A 20909-nucleotide genomic window follows, 5' to 3' on the forward strand; every position below is an offset into this window, starting at 1 on the left:
GCCGGGGCGGCTGCCACAAGGGGTAGGTAATCTCCTGGGGCAGCCGCCTTGCGTCGCGACCAGCCCCAGGCGCCAAACACACGGTTGAATGTCGCGCCCAGCGCTAGGCGCTGCTCCCGCACAGGTCTACAATCGCCCTCCTCGCTTTTACATCGCCGTCCATACTGATGCCGACCTGTACGCTCCACCCCCTGCCCTACCAACCCGACCCAGCCGCCTATTTCGCCCGCCTGCGCCAGGCGCCCGGCGCGATCCTGCTCGACAGCGCCCGCCCTGGCGCCGAGCGTGGGCGCTTCGATCTGCTCAGTGCCTGGCCGCTGCAACAACTGCAAGCCGAACCCGCAGAGCATGGCCGCGCGTTTCTCGCCCGCCTGCGCGAGGGCCTGGCGCGCCTGGGCAGTGCCGATTTGCCCAGCGGCGTAGAGCTGCCTTTCGCCGGCGGCCTGATCGGCTACCTGAGCTATGACTTCGGCCGCCGCCTTGAACACCTGCCAAGCAGCGCCGTGGATGACCTCGGCCTGCCCGACGCGCAACTGGGCCTGTATGCCTGGGCGCTGGTCAGCGACCACCAGTGCGGTACCAGCCAGCTGGTGTTTCACCCAAGCCTGGCGCAGCACGAGCGCGAACGCCTGATCAGCCTCTTCGCCGGCAGCGAGCACACGCCTGATGGCGACTTTCAGCTGCTAGCACCCATGGCCGGCGACTTGCAGCCTGCGCAATACCAGGCCGCCTTCGACCAGGTGCAGCGCTATATCCAGGCCGGTGACTGTTACCAGATCAACCTTACCCAACGCTTTCGCGCGCCGTGCAAGGGCGACCCGTGGCAGGCCTACAAGGCACTGCGCCAGGCCTGCCCGACGCCCTTTTCGGGCTATCAGCAGTTGGCCGACGGCAGCGCCCTGCTTAGCTTTTCACCCGAGCGCTTCATTCGCGTCAGCCAACGCCAGGTTGAAACCCGCCCGATCAAGGGCACCCGCCCACGCGCCAGCGACCCAGGCGAAGACCAGCGCAATGCTCAGGCGCTGTTACACAGCCCCAAGGACCGCTCGGAAAACCTGATGATCGTCGACCTGCTGCGCAACGACCTGGGGCGTACCTGCGAGGTGGGTTCGGTGAAAGTGCCGGAGCTGTTCAGCCTAGAAAGCTACCCCAACGTGCACCACCTGGTCAGTAGCATTACCGGCCGCTTGGCCAGCGGCAAGGACGCGCTGGACCTGATCGCCGACAGCTTCCCTGGCGGCTCGATTACTGGCGCGCCGAAGATCCGCGCCATGCAGATCATCGACGAGCTGGAGCCCACGCGGCGGGCACTGTACTGCGGCTCCCTGCTGTATGTGGACGTGCGCGGCGAAATGGACAGCTCGATCGCCATTCGCAGCCTGCTGGTCAAGGATGGCCAGGTCAGCTGCTGGGGTGGCGGCGCAGTGGTGGCCGATTCCGAGTGGCAGGCTGAGTACGAAGAGTCGATTGCCAAGGTGCGGGTGTTGCTGCAGACACTGCAAGGCCTGTGAGCGCCAGCCCGTCCAGACCCTGTTTTTTTGTTACCATCACCCCCACTACGAGCGCACAGCGCCACAGCCAAGACGGAAACTGCCTGATGAGCCAACCCTTCGACGTCGCCGCCCTGGCCGCGACCTATGCCAACAAATCCCCGCAAGACATCCTCAAGCTTGCCTTCGAGCACTTCGGCGACGACCTGTGGGTTTCCTTCAGCGGCGCCGAGGACGTGGTGCTGGTCGACATGGCCTGGAAGCTTAACAAGCAGGTCAAGGTATTCAGCCTCGACACAGGCCGCCTGCACCCGGAAACGTACCGGTTCATCGACCAGGTGCGCGAGCAGTATGGCCTGCCGATCGAAATCCTCAGCCCGGACCGCGCCCAGCTTGACCCCTTCGTCAAGGAAAAGGGCCTGTTCAGTTTCTACAAGGACGGCCATGGCGAGTGCTGCGGCATCCGCAAGATCGAGCCATTGCGGCGCAAGCTGGCGACTGTCAGCGCCTGGGCCACTGGCCAGCGCCGCGACCAGAGCCCTGGCACTCGCAGCCAGGTGGCAGCGCTGGAAATCGACAGCGCCTTCTCCACGCCCGAGCGCACGCTGTACAAGTTCAACCCGCTGGCGCAGATGAGCAGCGCAGAAGTGTGGGGTTATATCCGCATGCTGGAGCTGCCGTACAACAGCCTGCATGAACGTGGCTTCATCAGCATCGGCTGCGAGCCCTGCACGCGCCCGGTGCTGCCGAACCAGCATGAACGTGAAGGGCGTTGGTGGTGGGAAGAGTCCACCCAGAAGGAGTGCGGGTTGCACGCTGGCAACCTGATCAGCAAGGCTTGAATCCCTAACGCCGCTGTAGAACCGGGGGCGCACAGCCCCCGGTGTTCGCGTTTCAGTGCACGGGCAGTTCGACCCCTTCGAACAGCGCTTCCAGCTCCTGCTTGTTGTGGCACTGGATTGCCTTGGCCATCACCTCGCGGGTCAGGTGCGGCGCGAACTTCTCGATGAAGTCACACATGAAGCCGCGCAGGAAGGTGCCACGGCGGAAACCGATTTTGGTGATGCTGGCCTCGAACAGCTCGCTGGCATCGAGTGCCACCAGGTCGCTGTCGAGCTTGGCGTCCACTGCCATGCCGGCAACGATGCCCACGCCAAGCCCCAGGCGCACATAGGTCTTGATCACGTCGGCGTCGGCGGCAGTGAACACTACCTTCGGCGTAAGGCCGCGGTGGTTGAAAGCTTCATCCAGCTTCGAGCGCCCGGTGAAACCGAACACATAGGTCACGATCGGGTATTCGGCTACGGCCTCCAACGTCAGCTTGGGCAGCTTGGCCAGTGGGTGACCTTGCGGCACGACCACACAGCGGTTCCACTTGTAGCATGGCATCATGATCAGGTCGCCGAACAGTTCCAGCGCCTCGGTGGCGATGGCAAAGTCGACCGTACCGTCTGCGGCCATTTCGGCAATCTGCATCGGTGAGCCTTGATGCATGTGCAGGGACACTTCCGGGTATTGCTTGATGAAGCTGCTGATCACCGGCGGTAACGCGTAGCGCGCCTGGGTATGGGTGGTGGCGATGGACAGCGTGCCCTTTTTCTCGTTGGAGAATTCCTGGGCGATCTGCTTGATGCTCTCGACCTTGCGCAGAATTTCGCCGGCGGTATTGATGATGCGCTCACCCGCCGGGGTCACGCGGGTCAGGTGTTTGCCACTGCGCGCGAATACTTCAACACCCAACTCGTCTTCCAGCAGGCGGATCTGCTTGCTGATACCCGGCTGGGAGGTATACAGGCTCTGCGCCGTCGCGGAGACATTGAGGTCATGATGCGCCACTTCCCAGATGTAGCGCAGTTGTTGAAGCTTCATAGATTTCCCTCGGTTCAGCGATGAGTCAGCGGCAGCAAGCAGCGACGATATATAACTATATTAGTGGTTCCGGAAATAAATCTAGAACAATTTTGTTACATGCTGCGGATTTGCCCTACAGCCACTCTCACGTTTTCCTACGCCCCAAATGCTGCGCCAACGGCACCATGTAGACCGGGACCGGCGACAGTTGCAGCAGCCGCACCGCCGTGCGGCCGATTGGCACATCCACCCCGGCACCGGCACTGTGGCTACCAAAAATCAGCAGGTCGACACTCAGCCGTTGCGCCTGATCCAGAATGACCTGCGCCGGGTCGCCCTGGCGAACCCGTACGGCCTTGATGACGGCAAGGTCGGCCTCCTCGCCCAGCTCATCGCGAAAGCTCTCCAGCACGCGCTGCTCTATATTGGCCATTACTGTATTCACCCCCTGGCTGTGCAACTGGTCGAGCGTTTGCTCGTCGAGGTAGCTTTGCAGGAGAGATTCAGCGAACTGGCCCATGGGCTCGACCGCATGGATCACGTACAACTCAGCCCCGAATGTCCGCGCCAGCGCCAGCGCATGTTGCATGACAAACGGGGCATAGACACTGAGGTCGGTGGCGTACAGCATGGAGCGGATCATTCGACCTCCTGGACTGCCGCTGCGGCAGATCAAGCTTCAGCTTAGCAGCGCGGCAGAGGCACGCTTCGCCGTCCGGCGCGCTGCACGGGTGAGCTGTACCGGGCTGGGAATACACCCCGGAAACGCTCACAGCCGGCCTTGGTGCCGGTCGATGAACAACAGCGCCTGGTACAGCATTTCCATGCGCGGCAAGCGGCAGCCAGCAGCCCGCGCCTGCGCCAGCGGCTCGGCATAAATGGCCTGTAACTCCAATGGGCGCTTGTGTGCATGGTCGTGGTACATGCTGGGCCAGTACTCAGGCATGCGCTCGGTGACCTGGAACAGGTGTTGGGCGTAGCCTTCCGGCAGCACATGGCCGCATGCTGCGGCACCTTGCACAACTTCTGCCATCAGCGACAGGACCAGTTCACGGCTGGCGGCGTTGCCCATCAATGCAGTGGTGCTGGCACCCAGCAATACCGAGAGGCCGTTATAAGGCACGTTCCACACCAGCTTCTGCCAGCGCGCCAGCGCCAGATTCGGCATGGCGTGCGAGTCGATGCCCGCCGCCTGGAACAAGCCTGTGCCCTCACTGACCAGCGCCGTACCACCATCGCTGGCAGGCCCGCTGTGATAACCCAGGTTTACGGTACCCAAGGCCTGATGCCGGATCACCCCTGGCCCCTGCCGGTTGACACAGATGAAACACAGCCCGCCCAGCAGGTGCATGTCGCGGCGCAGTGCCGGGCGCAGCTGCTCCTCGACCCCCAGGCCGTTCTGCAACAGCACCACTTTGGCACCCGGTGCGGCAGCCTGGACAATCAACGGGGCCAGGTGGTCGTTGCTGGTAGCCTTGGCCCCGATCAACAACCAGTCACAGGGCGGCATATCGGCGGCCCTGGCATAGGCTTGCACCTTCATTTGCAGGGTGCCGTGCTCGGCACTGTCCAGGCTCAGGCCATGCTCACATACCGTCGGGTACTCGCTACGCAGCAGAAAATGCACATCGAAACCGGCCTTGGCCAGCATCAACCCATAGAAGCCGCCAATGGCGCCACTGCCAATGATGCCAATACGTAGTGCGCGCGAATGCATGCCAATCTCCAGCTAACAGGTAGGCGTTCTTTTTACACCGGTTGGGCAACGCTGGGCAGGCCATTCGCGCTTGAACCCTTGGTACAGGTAAAAACCCCACAATGACTGGGCTCAGCCCATTGTCCCGCCCCTTGTAACGCGCTAAGGTTCGGCTCCCCGTTGCGATTATTCTTGCTGCTGGGCCGCACGGGGATTGTTGGCGGCCGGCACCCGTGACCTGACGAGTAACACGATGGCTGATTTACCGATCGATGACTTGAACGTTGCCTCCAACGAGACCCTGATCACCCCTGATCAGCTCAAGAAGGAAATACCCCTCAGCGCCAAGGCCCTGCAGACCGTGACTGCCGGCCGTGAAGTGGTGCGCAATATTCTCGACGGCAAGGACCATCGCCTGTTCGTCGTGGTCGGCCCTTGCTCCATCCACGATATCAAGGCCGCTCACGAATATGCCGAGCGCCTGAAAGTACTGGCGGCAGAGGTGTCCGACACCCTGTACCTGGTCATGCGCGTGTACTTTGAAAAGCCGCGCACCACGGTCGGTTGGAAAGGCCTGATCAACGACCCGTACCTGGATGACTCGTTCAAGATCCAGGACGGCCTGCACATCGGCCGCAAGCTGCTGCTGGACCTGGCAGAAATGGGCCTGCCGACCGCGACCGAAGCGCTGGACCCCATCTCCCCGCAATACCTGCAGGACCTCATCAGCTGGTCGGCGATCGGCGCCCGTACCACCGAATCGCAAACCCACCGCGAAATGGCCTCGGGGCTGTCGTCAGCAGTAGGTTTCAAGAACGGCACCGATGGCGGCCTGACCGTCGCCATCAACGCCCTGCAGTCGGTGTCCAAGCCACATCGCTTCCTGGGTATCAACCAGGAAGGCGGCGTGTCGATCGTCACCACCAAAGGCAACCCTTACGGGCACGTGGTACTGCGCGGCGGTAACGGCAAACCCAACTACGATTCGGTCAGCGTTGCGCTGTGCGAGCAAGACCTTGCCAAGGCCAAGATCAAGGCAAACATCATGGTCGATTGCAGCCACGCCAATTCCAACAAGGACCCGGCCCTGCAACCGCTGGTGATGGAGAACGTCGCCAACCAGATTCTCGAAGGCAACCAGTCGATCATTGGCCTGATGGTCGAAAGCCATCTGAACTGGGGTTGCCAGTCGATTCCGAAGAATCTGGAAGACCTGCAATACGGCGTGTCGGTTACCGATGCCTGCATCGACTGGTCGGCAACCGAAAAAACGCTGCGCAGCATGCATGCCAAGTTGAAAGATGTATTGCCGCAGCGCAAGCGTGGCTGATTGACGCCCTGCTAAGCGAGCGGGCTCACCATGGCCCGCTCCTCATGGCCTGGCTCAGGCCTTGGTGGAGTGCCGCTGCTGGCGCTCCATGTAGCGCTCTACGTATGAACACGACGGTATCACCGTGTAGCCCATCTGCTCGGCATAAGCCAAGGCCTGCTCGGTCAGCGCGGCAGCGATACCACGGCCGCGCAAGGCGTTAGGCACAAATGTGCGGTAGATATCCAGCGTTTGCTTGCCCAGATCCATGTACGTCAGGTAGGCACGATGACCGTCCACGGTGGTCTCGAACTGATGACCGGCCTGGTCATGGTGGATGGTCAACGATTCGCTCATCACTACTCCTCGCAGGTCTTTCAGGTAGACCCTTCCCTTAACCGATGGTGGTTTATCCGGCACAGAATGCTCTACGCCACCTGTTGCCCATACGACCGCTGGACGATTGCAATCGTTCGAGTCTTCTGGCGCTCACAAGATAGTAGGCGCGGCATGCGGATTTACTCAAGGTTTCGGTAGTTAAAAAGGGCCAGGTGCTACCCTCTTCACTTAGTGCCGTGGTCCCCGCAGCCGCCGGATGCTCTAGCCCTTAAGACGCCGAAAGACCGTGTAAGTCACCGGTAGTTCAACAAAAAAGTTGCTCTACTACAATTGCTTGCGATCACGGCAGGTTTTTGTTCACGCCCAGCTCGCACAGCGTGCCGTGGCCACGTCAAGCAACATTTTTTTTGCAGTTCTTGCGCTCAGTCAGTTTACTTACTACAAGTAATGAGTACTATGTACGCCGGCCAGTTTCTCTTTTCCGAGAGATGGCTATTTAATAGAAAGTCCTTGAAGGGGAACACGATGAACAACGTTCTGAAATTCTCTGCTCTGGCTCTGGCCGCAGTTCTGGCTACCGGTTGCAGCAGCGTCTCCAAAGAAACTGAAGCTCGTCTGACTGCGACTGAAGACGCAGCTGCTCGCGCTCAAGCCCGTGCCGATGAAGCCTACCGTAAGGCTGACGACGCACTGGCAGCCGCTCAGAAGGCTCAGCAGACCGCTGACGAAGCCAACGAGCGTGCTCTGCGTATGCTGGACAAAGCCAGCCGCAAGTAATAATCCTCACGGATTGTTAAAAAGCCGACCCACTTGTGGGTCGGCTTTTTTTTGCCTGCTCTTTGCCGGGCGTTGCGACTGTAACGAAAAGGGCCGCACAAAGGCGGGCCTCCCTGTACCGCCAATACCTTACTGCAGTTCTGGGGGAATGCTGGAAACCACCGGTGTGCCTGCCTGGTTTTCGACCGGTACGGCAATTTCTACCGGCATGCCATCTTCTGCAGCCACCACATCACGCACCATGTCCCAGTTCATGCGCAGGTTGTTGGCCAGGTCTTCGCGCTTGAGCAAAGCATTGATGACAGCGGTATGCTTGTCGACTACCGACGGATTGCCCTGGTCATCCAGCGGAGTGTGTGCCTCGAGGTACACCTTGCCGCCACTGATACCAAACTTGTAAGGCTCGTTGATGATGCGCACCGGCGTACCCACCGGCACCAGCTTGGACAGCTCCAGCACGTTGTTGTTGAGCATGCGGAAGCAACCGTGGCTGGTGCGCATGCCGATACCGAACTTCTTGTTCGAACCGTGGATCAGGTAGCCCGGCACGCCCAAGGTGAACTTGAACGGCCCCAGCGGGTTGTCCGGGCCCGCCGGCACCACCGCAGGCAGGATATCGCCGTCTGCGGCATGCTCCTTGCGGATGGATGCGGGCGGGGTCCAGGTCGGGTTCGGCGTCTTGGCGATGATCTTGGTGTTGGCGATCGGCGAACCCCAGCCTTCACGACCGATACCGAGCGGGAAGGTGTACACCACGTTTTGACCTTTCGGGTAGTAGTACAACCGGTACTCGGCCAGGTTGATGACCACGCCTTCGCGCGGGCCCGGTGGCAGGATGTAGCGGGTGGGCAGGATGATCTCGGTGCCGGCGCCCGGCAACCACGGGTCCACGCCCGGGTTGGCAGCGATCATTTCCAGGTAGCCGAGGTCGTTGGCGGTGCCGATATCGGCGAAGGTGTCCTCGTACTTGGCCTTGATCACATGCACCTGGCCGACGATGTCATCACCAGGAGGTGGCAGTGGCAGCTCCAGCGCAGCAGCGGGGCCTGCTACCAGCAGGGCGGCCAGGGACAGGCTACGGGTGACGGCAGGAAAGCGCGGCAACATCCGGTAAATCCTTCGAAAGGTGGGTCAAGAGAATCGATTGTACACCTGCACTGGTGCCAGCGGGAGGCATTGCTGAGCGGCAAGCGTTTCAGATGATGAAAGGTGCGGGTCGTTCAGCTGCCGTGCAGCTCAGGCCATACCGGGCGCATGCCACGCCGCTGGGCATCGAGGATGGCCCGGCACAGCTCGCACAGGCGGCCATCGCGATAGATCGAGCGCGGCACCCCCGACCAGCGCGGCTGCGCAGGCAGCAGCCCACCGCACAAGGTACGGTCTACCGGCACACCCAGCTCGAGCTGCCGGGCCACCAGGTGCACGCGGACCTCTTGGCAGGCAAACAGGTCAAGCTGCTCATCGGGCTCGATCAATTGGTAGGCGTATAGGGACCAGGCGGGGCGCGGCATCGGTGGCACTCGAAACGGGGGGCGCAACATTAGCCGAAAGCTGCCCCCGTTTAAAGCATCACAGCAACGGTTTTATCGCCGGCCAGGCATTTTCCAGCAAGCGCTGCTGGGCACCCTGGGCCGGATGAATGCCATCAGCCTGCATCAACGCTGGCACACCCCCTACCCCTTCAAGGAAAAACGGCACCAGCGAAACCTTTTTTTCCTTTGCCAACTGCTCATACACCTTGGCAAACGCACCTGTGTAGCGCGAGCCGTAATTGGGCGGCAGGCGCATCCCCAGCAGCACCACTTTGGCGCCAGCCTGTCGCGAGCGCTCGATCATCGAAGCAAGATTTTGTTGCAATTGCGCAGGCGGCTGCCCGCGCAGGCCATCGTTGCCGCCCAGTTCCAGCACCACCACGCTGGGCTTATGCGCTGCAAGCAGCGCGGGCAAGCGCGCCTGGCCACCTGCACTGGTGTCGCCACTGATCGACGCATTGACCACCTTGGCGTCGAAACCTTCCTTCTCCAGCCGGGTCTGCAACAGAGAGACCCACCCCTGGCGGCTATCCAGGCCAAAACCGGCGCTGATACTATCGCCAACCACCAGCAACGTTCCCGCCGCCGCGCTCTGGGCCAGGCAATACAGGGCCAGACCGGCACTCAACCACCTTATTCGCATCGGATTCTCCATGGGCCCCAGCATTCTCGTTGCGCAGAACCTTAGCAAAGTGGTCCCCAGTGCGGAAGGTGACCTCGCCATCCTGCACGCCCTGTCCCTCGACCTGGCCCAGGGTGACAGCCTGGCCATCGTTGGCGCCTCGGGCTCGGGCAAGTCGACGCTGCTTGGCCTGCTCGCGGGTCTGGACCAACCCAGCGCTGGCAAGGTAATACTTGCCGGCCACGACCTCGGGCCGCTGGATGAAGACCAGCGCGCCCGGGTGCGCGCCGAACACGTCGGCTTCGTGTTCCAGTCGTTCCAACTGCTGGACAGTCTCAACGCCTTGGAGAATGTCATGCTGCCGCTGGAGCTTGACGGGCGCAACGATGCCCGCGAACAAGCGCGCAACTTGCTTGAAAGGGTCGGCCTTGGCGCGCGCCTCAGCCACACGCCACGCCAGCTGTCAGGGGGCGAGCAACAACGGGTGGCCATCGCCCGCGCCTTCGCCGCGCACCCTGCAGTATTGTTCGCCGATGAACCCACCGGCAACCTGGACAGCCACACCGGCGAACGTATCAGCGACCTGCTGTTCGAGCTGAACCAGGAGCGTGGCACCACGCTGGTGCTGGTTACCCATGACGAACGCCTGGCCCGCCGCTGCCGCCGCCAGATCCGGCTGGACGCAGGCCGCCTGGTGGCAGCGGTGGAGGCCTGATGAAGCACATGCCGCTGTTCCGCCTGTGGGGCCTGGCCCTGCGCCAGTTGCTTCGCGACCTTCGTGCCAGCGAAGTGCGGGTGTTGTTCTTCGCCCTGCTGGTGGCGGTGGCAGCCAGCACCGCCATCGGCTATTTCGGTGCCCGCCTGAACGGCGCCATGCAACTGCGCGCCAGCGAATTCCTCGGCGCCGACCTTGTGTTGCAGGGCAGCGCCCCGGCCCGTGAACAGCAACTCGCGGCCGGCCAGGCGCTGGGCTTGCGCCATGCTCAGGTGGTCGAGTTCACCAGTGTGGTCGGCGGCGATAGCGGTATCCAGCTGTCCAGCGTGAAGGCAGCCGACAGCGCCTACCCCCTGCGTGGGCAACTGCGCAGCGCCGCGGCCCCGTATGGTGCTGAGCGCCCAGGTGGCGGGCCGGCGCCCGGTGAAGCATGGGTGGAACCGCGGCTGTTGGCGGCCTTGGGGCTGTCGATAGGCGACAGCATCGACGTCGGCATGAAAACCCTGCGCATGAGCCGGGTACTGACCTATGAGCCGGACCGAGCCAACAACTTCTACAGCCTCACGCCGCGGGTGATGATCAACCTGGCCGACCTGCAGGCAACCGGGGTGATCCAGCCCGGCAGCCGGGTGACCTACCGCGACCTGTGGCGTGGCGACGGCGAAGCACTGGCGCAGTACCGCCAGGCAATTGAGAAAGACCTGGCCGCCAACCAGCGCCTGCGCGATACCCGCGATGGCAACCAGCAGATCGGTGGCGCCCTGGGCAAGGCAGAACGCTACCTGAACATGGCCAGCCTGGTGGCAGTGTTGCTGGCCGGCGTGGCCGTAGCCTTGTCGGCCAGCCGCTACGCTGCACGGCGCCTGGACGCCAGTGCCCTGCTGCGCTGCCTGGGCCTGTCGCGCCGGCAGGCCCTTGGCCTGTACTGCCTGCAACTGACCATGCTCGGCGTAGTAGCGGCGCTGGCCGGCGCGCTGCTGGGCTGGCTCGGCCAGCTGGGCCTGTTCCGCGTACTGCACGGCCTGCTTCCCAGCGTGGTCCCAGCCGGGGGCGTAATACCGGCCCTGGCCGGCATCGCCACAGGGCTGGTAGCACTGGCCGGCTTTGCCCTGCCACCGATCGCGGCGCTGGGCCAGGTGCCGCCATTGCGCGTACTGCGCCGCGACCTATTGCCGATACCGCCCAGCAGTTGGCTGGTATACGGCGCAGCCCTGTTCGCGCTAGGCCTGATCATGTGGCGGCTGAGCCTGGACCTGCTGCTGACCTTCGCCCTGCTGGCTGGCGGCTTGGTTGCTGCGCTGTTGCTCGGTGGCCTGCTGCTGCTCGGCTTGCGCAGCCTGCGCCGCTTGCTGGCCGGCGCCCCGCTGACCTGGCGCCTGGGGTTGGGCCAGTTGCTGCGCCACCCCATGGCCGCCGCTGGCCAGGCGTTGGCGTTCGGCCTGATCCTGCTGGCCATGGCCTTGGTCGCCCTGCTGCGGGCAGAATTGCTCGACACCTGGCAGGCCCAGCTACCCAAGGATGCGCCCAACTATTTCGCCCTGAATATCCTGCCAGACGACCGCGCGCCGTTTGCTCAGCACCTGCAGCAGGTCAACGCCGTCGCGGCGCCGCTGTACCCGGTGACACCGGGGCGGCTGGTGCAGATCAACCAACAACCGGTACAGCAGATCGTCAGCAAGGATTCGGCAGGCGAGCGCGCCGTGCAGCGCGACCTCAGCCTGACCTGGGCCGCCGAACTGCCCGAAGGCAATGCGTTGACAGCCGGGACCTGGTGGCAAGCATTGCCCGGCGAACACGAAACCCCCGGGGTATCGGTGGAAGCAGAGCTGGCCAAGAGCCTGAAGCTTCAGCCTGGCGACATGCTGACGTTCGATATCGGCGGCCAACAGCGCCAAGCCAGGGTCAGCAGCTTGCGCAGCGTGCATTGGGACAGCTTCCAGCCCAACTTCTACATGATCTTCCAACCCGGCACCCTGCAAGGTCTGCCGACCACCTACCTGACCAGCTTCTACCTGGCGCCGGGGCATGACCTGGACGTGGTGAGCCTGTCACGTGCGTTTCCGGCAGTGACCATCCTGCAGGTCGATGCCCTGCTTGACCAACTGCGCAGCATCCTCGCCCAGGTGACTCTGGCCGTGGAATATGTGCTGCTGTTCGTGCTGGCGGCAGGGCTGGCGGTGCTGTTCGCCGGTTTGCAGGCAACGCTGGATGAGCGCATTCGCCAAGGTGCCCTGCTGCGTGCGCTCGGCGCGCCCAGGCCGCTGCTGGTCAGGGCACGGCGGATCGAGTTCGGCCTGCTCGGCGCAGCCAGCGGGTTGTTGGCGGCGGTGGGTTGCGAACTGATCACACTGGTGCTTTACCGCTATGCCTTCAATTTGCAGTGGGGGCCGCATCCCTGGCTGCTTTTGCTGCCATTGATAGGGGCTTTGCTGGTAGGCGGTGCGGGGGTGATAGGCACGCGGCGGGCGCTCAATGCCAGCCCTTTAGCGGTACTGCGGGACAGTTGAGGCGACACTGTGCAGGCCCGGCATCTGGGCCTGCACAAGCAGCCTCAATTCACTGCCCATAGCTGATGCTGTTCACATACCAGGTGGCTTCACCGGTAGGTGTGTGTACCAGCACTTCGTCACCCTCCTGCTTCTTCAGCAAGGCGCGGGCCATGGGTGAGTCGATCGAGATGTAGTCATTGCGCCCGTAGATCTCGTCATAACCCACGATGCGAAACTTCATGGTCTCGCCGTCGTCGTTCTCGACCTCGACCCAGGCACCGAAAAACACCTTGCCTTCCTGCTCGGGCGAATAGGCCACCACCTTCACATCCTCAAGACGCTTGCGCAAATACCGCACCCGGCGGTCGATCTCGCGCAGCAGCTTCTTGTTGTACTGGTAGTCGGCATTCTCGCTACGGTCCCCAAGCGACGCCGCCCAGGTGACCTTCTGGGTGATCTCGGGGCGATAGACCCGCCACAGGTGGTCCAGCTCTTCCTTCAGCGCCGCGTGGCCTTCGGTGGTGATGATGTTGGTACTCAACAGGCGCTCCTCAGCGGCGGGTGATCAGGCCCTGGCGCGCGATACGGGTGAGGTGGCCGATGACCTCGGCAGCGTCCTGCGGGCCGGGCGACTGAATGACCGCGAGGTCGAAACGGTCCTGCCCATACTGCGCAAGATTGCAGGTGTCATCGGCGAACTGGATCAGGAATGCGCGTGCCTGGCCCTTGCGCCGGGACAGGCCTTCGAGGTGACGCAAAAGAGTGGGCTGATGCTGGCCGCCGAGCAGGATGCGCGGCGTGCGGGACGCCTGGTGTGCAGGCAGAGGGCTCAAACAGACACTGGTACGTGGGCAACTCATGGTGCTTCTCTCCGCCTCGCGAATCCCGCTGGGCAGCGGTGGGAGGCGTCACCGAACCAGCGCTTTAGCGGTATTTCGGATGAGCCGCACAAGGGGCTTTCCTGCGCCCCGCAAGTAGCTGTTTAAATCGGCGCAGGCGGTATGCTAGAGCGATGAGCTTCAAGTTGCAAGCGAGAAGCCGCAAGCAGAAGCAGGCCGAAGAAAGGCCCGCCCTTGCTTGCGGCTTGTCGCTCACAGCTTGCAACGGGTCAGCGGGCGATCAGGCGGTCCAGCGAGAAGCGCCCGGCGCCTTCGATCATCACGGCAACGGTACCGGCGAGCAGCGCCAGGGCAAACTCGTAGCCGTTGTTGGACATGAACAAGCCATTGCCAATGTGAACCGAGAAAATCGCCACTATCAGGGTTACGCTCAGTGCCAGTGCCGCCGGGCGCGCCAGCAGCCCCAGCACCAGGGCCAAGCCGCCGAAGAACTCGGCGCTACCGGACAACAGGGCCATCAGATAACCCGGCGCCAGGCCGATGCTTTCCATCCACTGGCCGGTGCCTTCCAGGCCATAGCCGCCAAACATGCCGAACAGCTTTTGCGCACCATGCGCCATGAAGATGATGCCGACCAGTATACGGATAATGCTCAGGCCGGCGCCGGCACGGGTGGAAAACAGGGCATTGAGCGTGGTGTTGTTCATAGCGAAGCGTCCTTGAGGCGGTGCAGTTGTGTTGAGATGGACGCCATCTTAATCAGTTTAGCAGATATTAAAATCGCAAAAAACCCAGCCTACTCATCTATGAATTCGATACTTCATCGCTTGGCTAAACGCTCAAGCGCGGCACGCTCGCGGTTGAATGCCAGGTAGTACTTGTTGACACTGTTGACGAAGTTCACCGGCCCCATGCCCACCTGCTCCATGGCAATACGCTCGGTCTGGAAGAACCATTGATTGCCATTGAGCCCGCGTCGGCGAGCTTCGGCGCGCATGGCCTGAACGCGTTCGGGGCCAAGGTTGTACGCAGCAAGCACGAACGCCATGCGCTCGCGCTCGTTGATCTTGGGGCTGGCGAAAAACGTGCGGCGGATCAGCGCCAGGTAACGCGCGCTGGCCAGCACGTTGCCGTCTACCGTGGCCGTGTTGCTCACCCCCACACGCAGGGCTGCTGTCGGGGTGATCTGCATCAGCCCGTGGGCGCCACCGCTGCCGCGTGCGGCCGGGTTCAGCGTCGACTCCTTGAACGCCAGCGCCGCTAGGTTCAGCCAGTCGATCTGTTGCGCCTGCCCATGCTTCTGCAACACCGCCCGCAGCGCTGCCAGACGCCGGCGGTCCTTGCTGGCCAACGGGTTGTGCACCCGATACTGGCGGCGGTAAATCCGCTCGAACGCGGCATCCTGGTTGTCTGGCGCCCGATAACCCTTGAGGAAACGATCGACTGCAGCGAGCAGCTGCGGCGCATCACGCCCCACATACCAGCGCATGGCCTGCGGCGGCCCCAATCGCACACCGCTGTGCAGGCGAAGGCGCGGCATCACCCGCGCCCAACGCCGAGCGATTGGCTGCTCCACCACAGTCAGGTGGTAGATGCCGGCCTGAACCATCTCCAGCACATCTTCCACGGCCAGTGTCGGGTCGACCCACTCCACCTTGATCGGCGGCCGCTTGCGCAGGGCCAATTGCTGGTTGGCCTGCTGGATGAATGGGCCCGCCGCGCTGGCAGTGGTCAGTGCCACGGTTCGCCCCGACAGCTGCTCGAGCTTGCTGAAGCTGCGCTCGCCTTTGCGCCCAACCAGTGTTAGCGGCACATGATCGAGTAGCGGTGCGCTGCTGCTGACACCCCGTACAGTGCCGGGGTCCAGCAGCTCGCCCGGTGCAGCAAGGTCGCCCTCGCCACGCGCCAGAGCGCCGAGCAATTGCTCCTTGGCCCGCGGTATGAGCTGAAGCTCGATCTGTTGATCGTCGTCGCTGCGCGCGTTGAGGAAGTGTTCCAGGGCGCGCAGGCGGTAATACTCGATGCCGACCGGTTCACCCTTGACCTCGCCCGAGCTATTGCGGCTTTGGTTGACCAGCACCCGCAGCACCTTGCTGCTGCGGATCTGCTGCAAGTCGCGAACCTTGGCGGGCGCAGGGTTCTGTTGCGGCCCTTGGGTTTGCGCAAGGGCGGCCCCGGACAAGACCAGCCCGAGCGCCAACAGGAAAGTGAGCCAGAATCGCATGCGCAAAAAGATCCATTCGGGGGCGGCATACAGGGTCGCACGCCAAGTGATAAATGACGGAAAAAGACCCCGGACACAGCATGAAGTTCTTGGTTTTGTTCAGAAAAACCCGGTTTTTGCTATGCTGGCCGCTCCGCGGCACGAGATACCACCATGCAACTGATCGATATCGGCGTCAACCTGACCAACAGCAGCTTCCACGACCAGCAGGCGGCCGTCGTCGAGCGCGCCATCGAAGCCGGGGTGACCCAGATGGTGCTGACGGGCACCAGCCTGGCAGTCAGCGAACAGGCACTGGAGCTGTGCCAGCAACTGGACGCCAGTGGCGCGCATCTGTTTGCCACTGCCGGCGTGCACCCCCACGATGCCAAGGCATGGGAGGCCGGTAGCGAAGGCCGGCTGCGCCAACTGCTAAGCGAGGCACGGGTACGTGCTGTGGGCGAATGCGGCCTGGACTTCAACCGTGATTTCTCCCCTCGGCCCCTGCAAGAAAAAGCCCTGGAAGCCCAGTTGGCGCTGGCCGTTGAGCTACGCCTGCCGGTGTTCCTGCATGAGCGCGATGCCAGCGAGCGCTTGCTGGCCATTCTCAAGGATTACCGCGACCATCTGAGCGCGGCGGTCGTGCATTGTTTCACTGGGGAGCGTGAGGCGCTGTTCGCCTACCTCGACATGGACCTGCACATCGGTATCACCGGCTGGATATGCGACGAGCGCCGGGGAACGCACCTGCACGCGCTGGTGGGCAACATTGCCGAAGGCCGGCTGATGCTGGAAAGCGATGCCCCCTACCTGCTACCCCGCACCCTGCGCCCCAAACCCAAGAACGGCCGCAATGAGCCGGCCTTCTTGCCGCACGTACTGCATGAAGTAGCCTTGCACCGGGGTGAATCGGTCGAACATACGGCAGCGCACACCACAGCCACGGCACGGGCGTTCTTCCAGATCTGAGCTGGCGGGGCCGGTTGAGGCAGGAGAACAACACCGTTGTTTTTTCTTGATACAAGTCAACAACGGCTCTGGCACGAGCCGGGACAATGATGGCACCTTGCCAATATTGTTTTCGCTCAACTCAGAGAAGACCTGCCCATGGGTGCCTGGCTTAGCAATGTTTCCTTGAAGTACAAGTTCTGGGCCGTCAACGCGGTGGCCTTTGTCACGACCTTGCTGCTGGTGTTGTATGCCGTGCACCTGGAGCAACGCGCCCGCGCCGAGGTGGCCCAGGTACAGGCGGTGCAGCAAGCCGAGCTGCTGGCTGCCTGGCCAAGCCAGCAGCCAATACCGCGCCATGCCAATGTGATTAGCTGGTCAGCCGGGCAAACACCTACCTTTGCCGGTGAACCGCTCGAGCGCCTGCGCGACGGCCAGGGCTGGGTGGACCTGCCAAGTGCCTGGGTGCTGGGCGACAACCCGCTGCGTGGCGCACAGGTCGTGCACAAGGGCGATCAGTACATGGCGGTAGTGGCCCAGTCGCCCAGCCTGCGCCAGGTGTTCTTCGAACGCTTCAGCAATTACGCGGTATGTGTCCTGATTCTGATGCTGGCCATGCTCGCTGCCTCGCAACTGCTCATCCGCTTTCTGCTCAGCCAGCTCAATACCCTCAAGGATGTGATGCTGCACGTGGAAAAAACCGGCGACCTGGCAGCCCGTGTGCCACTGGCCTGTGGTGACGAGGTCGGCCAGATGGCCGGTGCCTTCAATGCCATGCAGGCCACTTACCACCGCGTCGTCAGCACCGTCGCCCACACTGCCGCGCAGCTGGACTCAGGCGCTGCGCGCCTGGCCGCCAGCATGAACGATGTGCGCCACGGCATGCTTGGCCAGCAAAGCGAGACCGACCAGGCGGCCACCGCCATCAACGAAATGTCGGCAACCGTGCACCACATCGCCCAGCATGCTGGCGCTACCCGTGACCTGTCCCAAACCGCCGACACCCTGGCCGGCAGCGGCAAAGAGGTGGTAAGCCGGGTACAGGATTCGATTGCCGGGCTGTCCAGCGGTGTTCAGCAAACCGCCGAGATGATTCGCCAGTTGGCCGATGACAGTCAGAACATCAACGGGGTCGTCAATGTGATTCACAGCATCGCCGAACAAACCAACCTGCTTGCGCTCAACGCCGCCATCGAAGCCGCACGCGCCGGCGACCTAGGGCGCGGGTTTGCCGTGGTCGCCGATGAGGTGCGCAACCTGGCCAAGCGCGTGCAAACCTCCACTGACGAAATCACCACAATGGTCTCGGCTTTGCAGTCGGGTACCCGTGATGCGGTGGAGTTCATGCAGGAAAGTTCGTACAAGGCTGACGATTGCGTGCGCCAGGCTCAGGAAGCCGGTGCAGCCCTGGCCGAGATCACCGGTGCCGTGGCGCAGATGCGCGAGAGCAACACGCAGATTGCCGTGGCAGCCGAGCAACAAAGCCAGGTGGCCGAGGAAATGAACCGCGCGGTGGTGAGCATTCGTGACGTCACCGAACAGACCGTGCAACAGACGGTGGGCTCGGCCACCACCAGTAGCGAGCTGGCGACCTTGGCCGGGGCGCTCAACAAGGCCATCGGCCAGCTCAAGCTATAGCTACCATAGCCAGCCTCGATTGGCCCCCATGCGCGGGCAGCACTAAGCTTTGGGCATTGGATGAGGAAATGCCCATGAGTAAACGTCTGCCCAACCTGCCCGCCTGGCAATGGCGCGGCTACCACCACAACCACCGTCACCCGACCAACCTGGTATTGCACCTGATTGCCGTCCCGTTGTTCATCCTGGGCGCGCTGCTGGTACTGTCGGGCCTGTTCGGGCTCGACTTGAGCCAGATCGCGGTGGGTATCATTGCCTTGGTTGCCGGCTTGGGCCTGCAGCGCCAGGGCCACCGCCTGGAAGCCCAGCGACCTGAGCCGTTCGCTAACCGCCAGGATGCCGTGCAGCGGCTGCTGACGGAGCAGTTCATCACCTTTCCGCGCTTTGTTCTCAGTGGCGCCTGGCTGAAGGCATGGCGGGAGCGTCACAAGCACCGACGCTGAGCCGATGGTCCGGTGCCGGCTTGTCAGGCGAACACGGTGACAGTCTGCCGGCTCAGCGCCAGCAATTCACCTTGGGCGGTCCACAGTGCTGCTGCCGCATGGCCATAGCCATCCCGGGCATATTCGGTCTCAACGCAATAGCGGCACCAGTCCTGGGTAGAGACCTTGACCACAGGCTGAATGAACTCGATCGTCCAGGTCAGCGTGCTGCCAGCTGCGGGTTGCTTCAGGAACGGCATCAGGCTCGGCGGCCATGCATCGACCAAGGCAAGCAGGTGCGCTTCATTGACGCTTTCTTCGGCGACATCGCGCAAGCGCACCCAACCGCCCATCTTCCTCGACTGATTACCACTGAACGGCAGCCCGCCCACCGCCCAGCGCAAGGCCACATGGCGCATGAATTCCGGCGTGACCCCCTTGATATAGGGCAGCTCCGGAGCCGCCTCTTCGAGTGCCTTCATTTCCGTGGCCGGTAACGCCGGCACCTGCACGACCGAAGGCCGCCCTGCCCCGAAGCTGCCTTGTACCACCGTCACCACCTGGCCTGCCTGCACCGCGCGGCCAAGCAAGGTACTGACCGCCTTGCCCTCGCGCAGCACCTCCACCTCGAAGCGGATGGGTATATCTGCCGCTGCAGGGGCCACGAAGGTGATGGCCAGGGAGCGCGCTGGGCGGCTGTCACACAGCTTGAGGCGCATCGCCTCGTACACAAGGGCCGCCATGAGGCCGCCAAAGGCCGCTCGGCCTTGCGCCCAGGTCGGCGGAATGCTGACTGCGTCGGGGTTGGCCCGCACGGCGTCGAGCAGTTGATTGAAATTCATGGGCCGGCTCCTGCCTGCGGCGAAAAGGGTGTGCCCATCCTAGCCAGCAAACGCGGGACGAACAGCCCCTATTTCGGTCATTTCCCGGGCTGGCGCCGTGCAATGGCCTTGGCCAGCGCGGCCAAGGTCACATCGGCTCGTTGCTCGGCCTCCTGCAACTGCTGCTGCCAAACGGCTTGGCAGGGTGCCAGGTCGGCGTGCTCACGCGCCTGTAGCAACCACTGCAGGCGATCGTGCCAGTCGCCCAGGTCGGCTTGCGCTTTTTTCAGCAGACGCTGCAGTTTCTGGTTGGCATGCTGGAGTTGCGGGTAGGCCTCGTCGCCATAGCGCGCACGCTTGATCAGCAAACGTAGGCGGTGACGGTCGTGCTTGGGGTCCTGCAAGGCTTGGTGCAGTTTGCGCCACTGCTTGACCAAACGCTTGTCGATGCGTTTGCCCAATGCCTTGGCCAAGCCTTCGCGGCCAGCTGCGCGCAGGAACAGTGGAAAGGCGTCGACAATCGCCAGCACCCGGGCCAGCTGCTGGCTGTGGGCAACGCTGGCGTAGGTACTGCCGCGGCCTTGCATGCGGCGTTGCCCAGCTTCGGTGTAACCGCTACCGATCAGTTGCGCTGCCAGAACTTCCTGGTCACGCAAGGGCGTGGTCAGAGCCCCCAGCGCGCTTGCAGCGGCCTCCAGCTGCTCCACGCCTGGCAGCGCCCTCAAGGGCCGTAGCAGGCTGCGCAGCCGCCGTACGGCAATGCGCAGGTCATGCAGGGCCTCGCTGTCGGTATCGGCAGCCAGACGTTCGCGACACGCCAGCAGGCGAACCTGCAAGGCCAGTATCTGGGCAACGACGGAGTCAAGCATGCCAGACATGGAACGCTCCTCGATCAACGCCCGGCGCGGGACTCACGAATGTAGAAGCGCGCCTTCTCGGCTTTACGGGTGCAACTTTCATAACCTTCAAACTGCTGCTGGGTTTTAGCACCGGTCAGCAATGACAAAGCCTTGGAATAACTCACGGCCCCGGCAAAGCCTTCGGCCTTGGCCAGGTCAAGCTCCTTCCAGGCGGCATCCAGCTGGGTCGCACAACTTTCTCGGTAGGCCGTCTTGCCTGCGCAGCCGGCAAGGGCCAGAGCAATCAGGGGAAGGCAAATCCAGGCTTTCATCGTTGATACCTCAAGGAAAAAAACGGTGGCATTTCGACGCCCCGGCA

General features: G+C 62.9%; 23 protein-coding genes. 9 read left to right on the plus strand and 14 right to left on the minus strand.

Going from position 1 to position 20909, the window contains the following annotated elements; translation table 11 throughout:
• Window positions 1-167: 167 nt before the first annotated feature.
• Window positions 168-1511: an aminodeoxychorismate synthase component I gene (pabB, locus tag ACF8SD_RS12795; protein WP_173890038.1), complete on the plus strand. Its 1344-nt coding sequence runs from the start codon at window positions 168-170 to the stop codon at window positions 1509-1511.
• A gap of 86 nt (window positions 1512-1597) precedes the next feature.
• On the plus strand, window positions 1598-2332 hold the full coding sequence (locus ACF8SD_RS12800; RefSeq protein WP_009683852.1) for a phosphoadenylyl-sulfate reductase: 735 nt from the start codon (window positions 1598-1600) through the stop codon (window positions 2330-2332).
• Window positions 2333-2384: 52 nt separating this feature from the next.
• On the opposite strand, the gene cysB is transcribed toward ACF8SD_RS12800, so the two are convergent.
• The 3 genes from cysB to ACF8SD_RS12815 form a co-directional block, all read right to left on the minus strand.
• On the minus strand, window positions 2385-3359 hold the full coding sequence (cysB, locus tag ACF8SD_RS12805) for an HTH-type transcriptional regulator CysB (protein ID WP_003250297.1): 975 nt from the start codon (window positions 3357-3359) through the stop codon (window positions 2385-2387).
• A gap of 127 nt (window positions 3360-3486) precedes the next feature.
• Complete coding sequence (locus ACF8SD_RS12810) at window positions 3487-3984, minus strand: universal stress protein (RefSeq protein ID WP_392483744.1); 498 nt, start codon at window positions 3982-3984, stop codon at window positions 3487-3489.
• Window positions 3985-4110: 126 nt separating this feature from the next.
• On the minus strand, window positions 4111-5058 hold the full coding sequence (locus tag ACF8SD_RS12815) for a putative 2-dehydropantoate 2-reductase (RefSeq protein ID WP_173890042.1): 948 nt from the start codon (window positions 5056-5058) through the stop codon (window positions 4111-4113).
• 232 nt (window positions 5059-5290) lie between these two features.
• Here ACF8SD_RS12815 and ACF8SD_RS12820 point away from each other — a divergent pair, with 232 nt between their 5' ends.
• Window positions 5291-6367, plus strand: a complete 1077-nt coding sequence (locus ACF8SD_RS12820; protein WP_173890044.1) for a 3-deoxy-7-phosphoheptulonate synthase — start codon at window positions 5291-5293, stop codon at window positions 6365-6367.
• A gap of 54 nt (window positions 6368-6421) precedes the next feature.
• Here ACF8SD_RS12820 and ACF8SD_RS12825 read toward each other — a convergent pair whose 3' ends face one another.
• Window positions 6422-6703 (minus strand): GNAT family N-acetyltransferase, encoded by a 282-nt coding sequence (locus ACF8SD_RS12825; protein WP_009683847.1) that lies wholly within the window; start codon window positions 6701-6703, stop codon window positions 6422-6424.
• Between the two features lie 507 nt (window positions 6704-7210).
• Between ACF8SD_RS12825 and oprI the strand changes: the two genes are divergently transcribed.
• Complete coding sequence (oprI, locus tag ACF8SD_RS12830; protein WP_003259780.1) at window positions 7211-7462, plus strand: outer membrane lipoprotei OprI; 252 nt, start codon at window positions 7211-7213, stop codon at window positions 7460-7462.
• Window positions 7463-7591: 129 nt separating this feature from the next.
• On the opposite strand, the gene ACF8SD_RS12835 is transcribed toward oprI, so the two are convergent.
• The 3 genes from ACF8SD_RS12835 to ACF8SD_RS12845 form a co-directional block, all read right to left on the minus strand.
• Window positions 7592-8569 carry a L,D-transpeptidase family protein gene (locus ACF8SD_RS12835; RefSeq protein ID WP_173890046.1) on the minus strand — a complete coding sequence of 326 codons (978 nt, stop codon included), beginning with the start codon at window positions 8567-8569 and terminating at the stop codon, window positions 7592-7594.
• Window positions 8570-8682: 113 nt separating this feature from the next.
• Window positions 8683-8973, minus strand: a complete 291-nt coding sequence (locus ACF8SD_RS12840; protein ID WP_009683845.1) for a hypothetical protein — start codon at window positions 8971-8973, stop codon at window positions 8683-8685.
• A gap of 58 nt (window positions 8974-9031) precedes the next feature.
• Window positions 9032-9637, minus strand: a complete 606-nt coding sequence (locus ACF8SD_RS12845; RefSeq protein WP_392483745.1) for an arylesterase — start codon at window positions 9635-9637, stop codon at window positions 9032-9034.
• Between the two features lie 10 nt (window positions 9638-9647).
• Here ACF8SD_RS12845 and ACF8SD_RS12850 point away from each other — a divergent pair, with 10 nt between their 5' ends.
• The gene (locus ACF8SD_RS12850; protein WP_173890050.1) at window positions 9648-10331 is read left to right on the plus strand and encodes an ABC transporter ATP-binding protein; all 684 of its coding nucleotides are present in this window, start codon (window positions 9648-9650) and stop codon (window positions 10329-10331) included.
• Window positions 10331-12838 carry an ABC transporter permease gene (locus tag ACF8SD_RS12855; protein ID WP_173890051.1) on the plus strand — a complete coding sequence of 836 codons (2508 nt, stop codon included), beginning with the start codon at window positions 10331-10333 and terminating at the stop codon, window positions 12836-12838. The genes ACF8SD_RS12850 and ACF8SD_RS12855 overlap by 1 nt, the downstream gene beginning before the upstream one ends.
• A gap of 49 nt (window positions 12839-12887) precedes the next feature.
• Here the strand turns inward: ACF8SD_RS12855 and greB are convergent, their stop codons facing one another.
• The 4 genes from greB to ACF8SD_RS12875 all read right to left on the minus strand — a co-directional run bounded on the left by greB (window position 12888) and on the right by ACF8SD_RS12875 (window position 15883).
• A complete protein-coding gene (greB, locus tag ACF8SD_RS12860) occupies window positions 12888-13361 on the minus strand; it encodes a transcription elongation factor GreB (protein WP_173890053.1) in 474 nt (157 codons plus the stop codon).
• 10 nt (window positions 13362-13371) lie between these two features.
• Window positions 13372-13680 (minus strand): hypothetical protein, encoded by a 309-nt coding sequence (locus ACF8SD_RS12865; RefSeq protein ID WP_173890055.1) that lies wholly within the window; start codon window positions 13678-13680, stop codon window positions 13372-13374.
• 248 nt (window positions 13681-13928) lie between these two features.
• Window positions 13929-14366: a DoxX family protein gene (locus ACF8SD_RS12870; RefSeq protein ID WP_173890057.1), complete on the minus strand. Its 438-nt coding sequence runs from the start codon at window positions 14364-14366 to the stop codon at window positions 13929-13931.
• 113 nt (window positions 14367-14479) lie between these two features.
• Window positions 14480-15883 (minus strand): transglycosylase SLT domain-containing protein, encoded by a 1404-nt coding sequence (locus tag ACF8SD_RS12875; protein WP_392483746.1) that lies wholly within the window; start codon window positions 15881-15883, stop codon window positions 14480-14482.
• A 153-nt stretch (window positions 15884-16036) separates the two neighbouring features.
• On the opposite strand from ACF8SD_RS12875, the gene ACF8SD_RS12880 reads away from it, so the two are divergent.
• The 3 genes from ACF8SD_RS12880 to ACF8SD_RS12890 all read left to right on the plus strand — a co-directional run bounded on the left by ACF8SD_RS12880 (window position 16037) and on the right by ACF8SD_RS12890 (window position 18891).
• On the plus strand, window positions 16037-16831 hold the full coding sequence (locus ACF8SD_RS12880) for a TatD family hydrolase (RefSeq protein WP_173890061.1): 795 nt from the start codon (window positions 16037-16039) through the stop codon (window positions 16829-16831).
• A 138-nt stretch (window positions 16832-16969) separates the two neighbouring features.
• Entirely contained in the window at window positions 16970-18448 is a 1479-nt protein-coding gene (locus tag ACF8SD_RS12885) for a methyl-accepting chemotaxis protein (RefSeq protein WP_173890078.1), read from the plus strand.
• A gap of 74 nt (window positions 18449-18522) precedes the next feature.
• The gene (locus ACF8SD_RS12890; RefSeq protein ID WP_173890080.1) at window positions 18523-18891 is read left to right on the plus strand and encodes an Mpo1-like protein; all 369 of its coding nucleotides are present in this window, start codon (window positions 18523-18525) and stop codon (window positions 18889-18891) included.
• A gap of 23 nt (window positions 18892-18914) precedes the next feature.
• On the opposite strand, the gene ACF8SD_RS12895 is transcribed toward ACF8SD_RS12890, so the two are convergent.
• The 3 genes from ACF8SD_RS12895 to ACF8SD_RS12905 all read right to left on the minus strand — a co-directional run bounded on the left by ACF8SD_RS12895 (window position 18915) and on the right by ACF8SD_RS12905 (window position 20862).
• Complete coding sequence (locus ACF8SD_RS12895; protein WP_173890082.1) at window positions 18915-19712, minus strand: acyl-CoA thioesterase II; 798 nt, start codon at window positions 19710-19712, stop codon at window positions 18915-18917.
• 77 nt (window positions 19713-19789) lie between these two features.
• Window positions 19790-20569 carry a CHAD domain-containing protein gene (locus ACF8SD_RS12900; protein WP_173890084.1) on the minus strand — a complete coding sequence of 260 codons (780 nt, stop codon included), beginning with the start codon at window positions 20567-20569 and terminating at the stop codon, window positions 19790-19792.
• A gap of 14 nt (window positions 20570-20583) precedes the next feature.
• The gene (locus ACF8SD_RS12905; protein ID WP_003259403.1) at window positions 20584-20862 is read right to left on the minus strand and encodes a hypothetical protein; all 279 of its coding nucleotides are present in this window, start codon (window positions 20860-20862) and stop codon (window positions 20584-20586) included.
• Window positions 20863-20909 lie beyond the last annotated feature (47 nt).

This window comes from Pseudomonas sp. CJQ_9, assembly GCF_043106615.1.
Classification (GTDB): Bacteria; Pseudomonadota; Gammaproteobacteria; order Pseudomonadales; family Pseudomonadaceae; genus Aquipseudomonas; species Aquipseudomonas juntendi.

Coding starts and splice junctions, on each gene's coding strand:
- pabB (WP_173890038.1), top strand. CDS start 168: ATGCCGACCTGTACGCTCCACCCCCTGCCCTACCAACCCGACCCAGCC.
- ACF8SD_RS12800 (WP_009683852.1), top strand. CDS start 1,598: ATGAGCCAACCCTTCGACGTCGCCGCCCTGGCCGCGACCTATGCCAAC.
- cysB (WP_003250297.1), bottom strand. CDS start 3,359: ATGAAGCTTCAACAACTGCGCTACATCTGGGAAGTGGCGCATCATGAC.
- ACF8SD_RS12810 (WP_392483744.1), bottom strand. CDS start 3,984: ATGATCCGCTCCATGCTGTACGCCACCGACCTCAGTGTCTATGCCCCG.
- ACF8SD_RS12815 (WP_173890042.1), bottom strand. CDS start 5,058: ATGCATTCGCGCGCACTACGTATTGGCATCATTGGCAGTGGCGCCATT.
- ACF8SD_RS12820 (WP_173890044.1), top strand. CDS start 5,291: ATGGCTGATTTACCGATCGATGACTTGAACGTTGCCTCCAACGAGACC.
- ACF8SD_RS12825 (WP_009683847.1), bottom strand. CDS start 6,703: ATGAGCGAATCGTTGACCATCCACCATGACCAGGCCGGTCATCAGTTC.
- oprI (WP_003259780.1), top strand. CDS start 7,211: ATGAACAACGTTCTGAAATTCTCTGCTCTGGCTCTGGCCGCAGTTCTG.
- ACF8SD_RS12835 (WP_173890046.1), bottom strand. CDS start 8,569: ATGTTGCCGCGCTTTCCTGCCGTCACCCGTAGCCTGTCCCTGGCCGCC.
- ACF8SD_RS12840 (WP_009683845.1), bottom strand. CDS start 8,973: ATGCCGCGCCCCGCCTGGTCCCTATACGCCTACCAATTGATCGAGCCC.
- ACF8SD_RS12845 (WP_392483745.1), bottom strand. CDS start 9,637: ATGCGAATAAGGTGGTTGAGTGCCGGTCTGGCCCTGTATTGCCTGGCC.
- ACF8SD_RS12850 (WP_173890050.1), top strand. CDS start 9,648: ATGGGCCCCAGCATTCTCGTTGCGCAGAACCTTAGCAAAGTGGTCCCC.
- ACF8SD_RS12855 (WP_173890051.1), top strand. CDS start 10,331: ATGAAGCACATGCCGCTGTTCCGCCTGTGGGGCCTGGCCCTGCGCCAG.
- ACF8SD_RS12865 (WP_173890055.1), bottom strand. CDS start 13,680: ATGAGTTGCCCACGTACCAGTGTCTGTTTGAGCCCTCTGCCTGCACAC.
- ACF8SD_RS12870 (WP_173890057.1), bottom strand. CDS start 14,366: ATGAACAACACCACGCTCAATGCCCTGTTTTCCACCCGTGCCGGCGCC.
- ACF8SD_RS12875 (WP_392483746.1), bottom strand. CDS start 15,883: ATGCGATTCTGGCTCACTTTCCTGTTGGCGCTCGGGCTGGTCTTGTCC.
- ACF8SD_RS12880 (WP_173890061.1), top strand. CDS start 16,037: ATGCAACTGATCGATATCGGCGTCAACCTGACCAACAGCAGCTTCCAC.
- ACF8SD_RS12885 (WP_173890078.1), top strand. CDS start 16,970: ATGGGTGCCTGGCTTAGCAATGTTTCCTTGAAGTACAAGTTCTGGGCC.
- ACF8SD_RS12890 (WP_173890080.1), top strand. CDS start 18,523: ATGAGTAAACGTCTGCCCAACCTGCCCGCCTGGCAATGGCGCGGCTAC.
- ACF8SD_RS12895 (WP_173890082.1), bottom strand. CDS start 19,712: ATGAATTTCAATCAACTGCTCGACGCCGTGCGGGCCAACCCCGACGCA.
- ACF8SD_RS12900 (WP_173890084.1), bottom strand. CDS start 20,569: ATGTCTGGCATGCTTGACTCCGTCGTTGCCCAGATACTGGCCTTGCAG.
- ACF8SD_RS12905 (WP_003259403.1), bottom strand. CDS start 20,862: ATGAAAGCCTGGATTTGCCTTCCCCTGATTGCTCTGGCCCTTGCCGGC.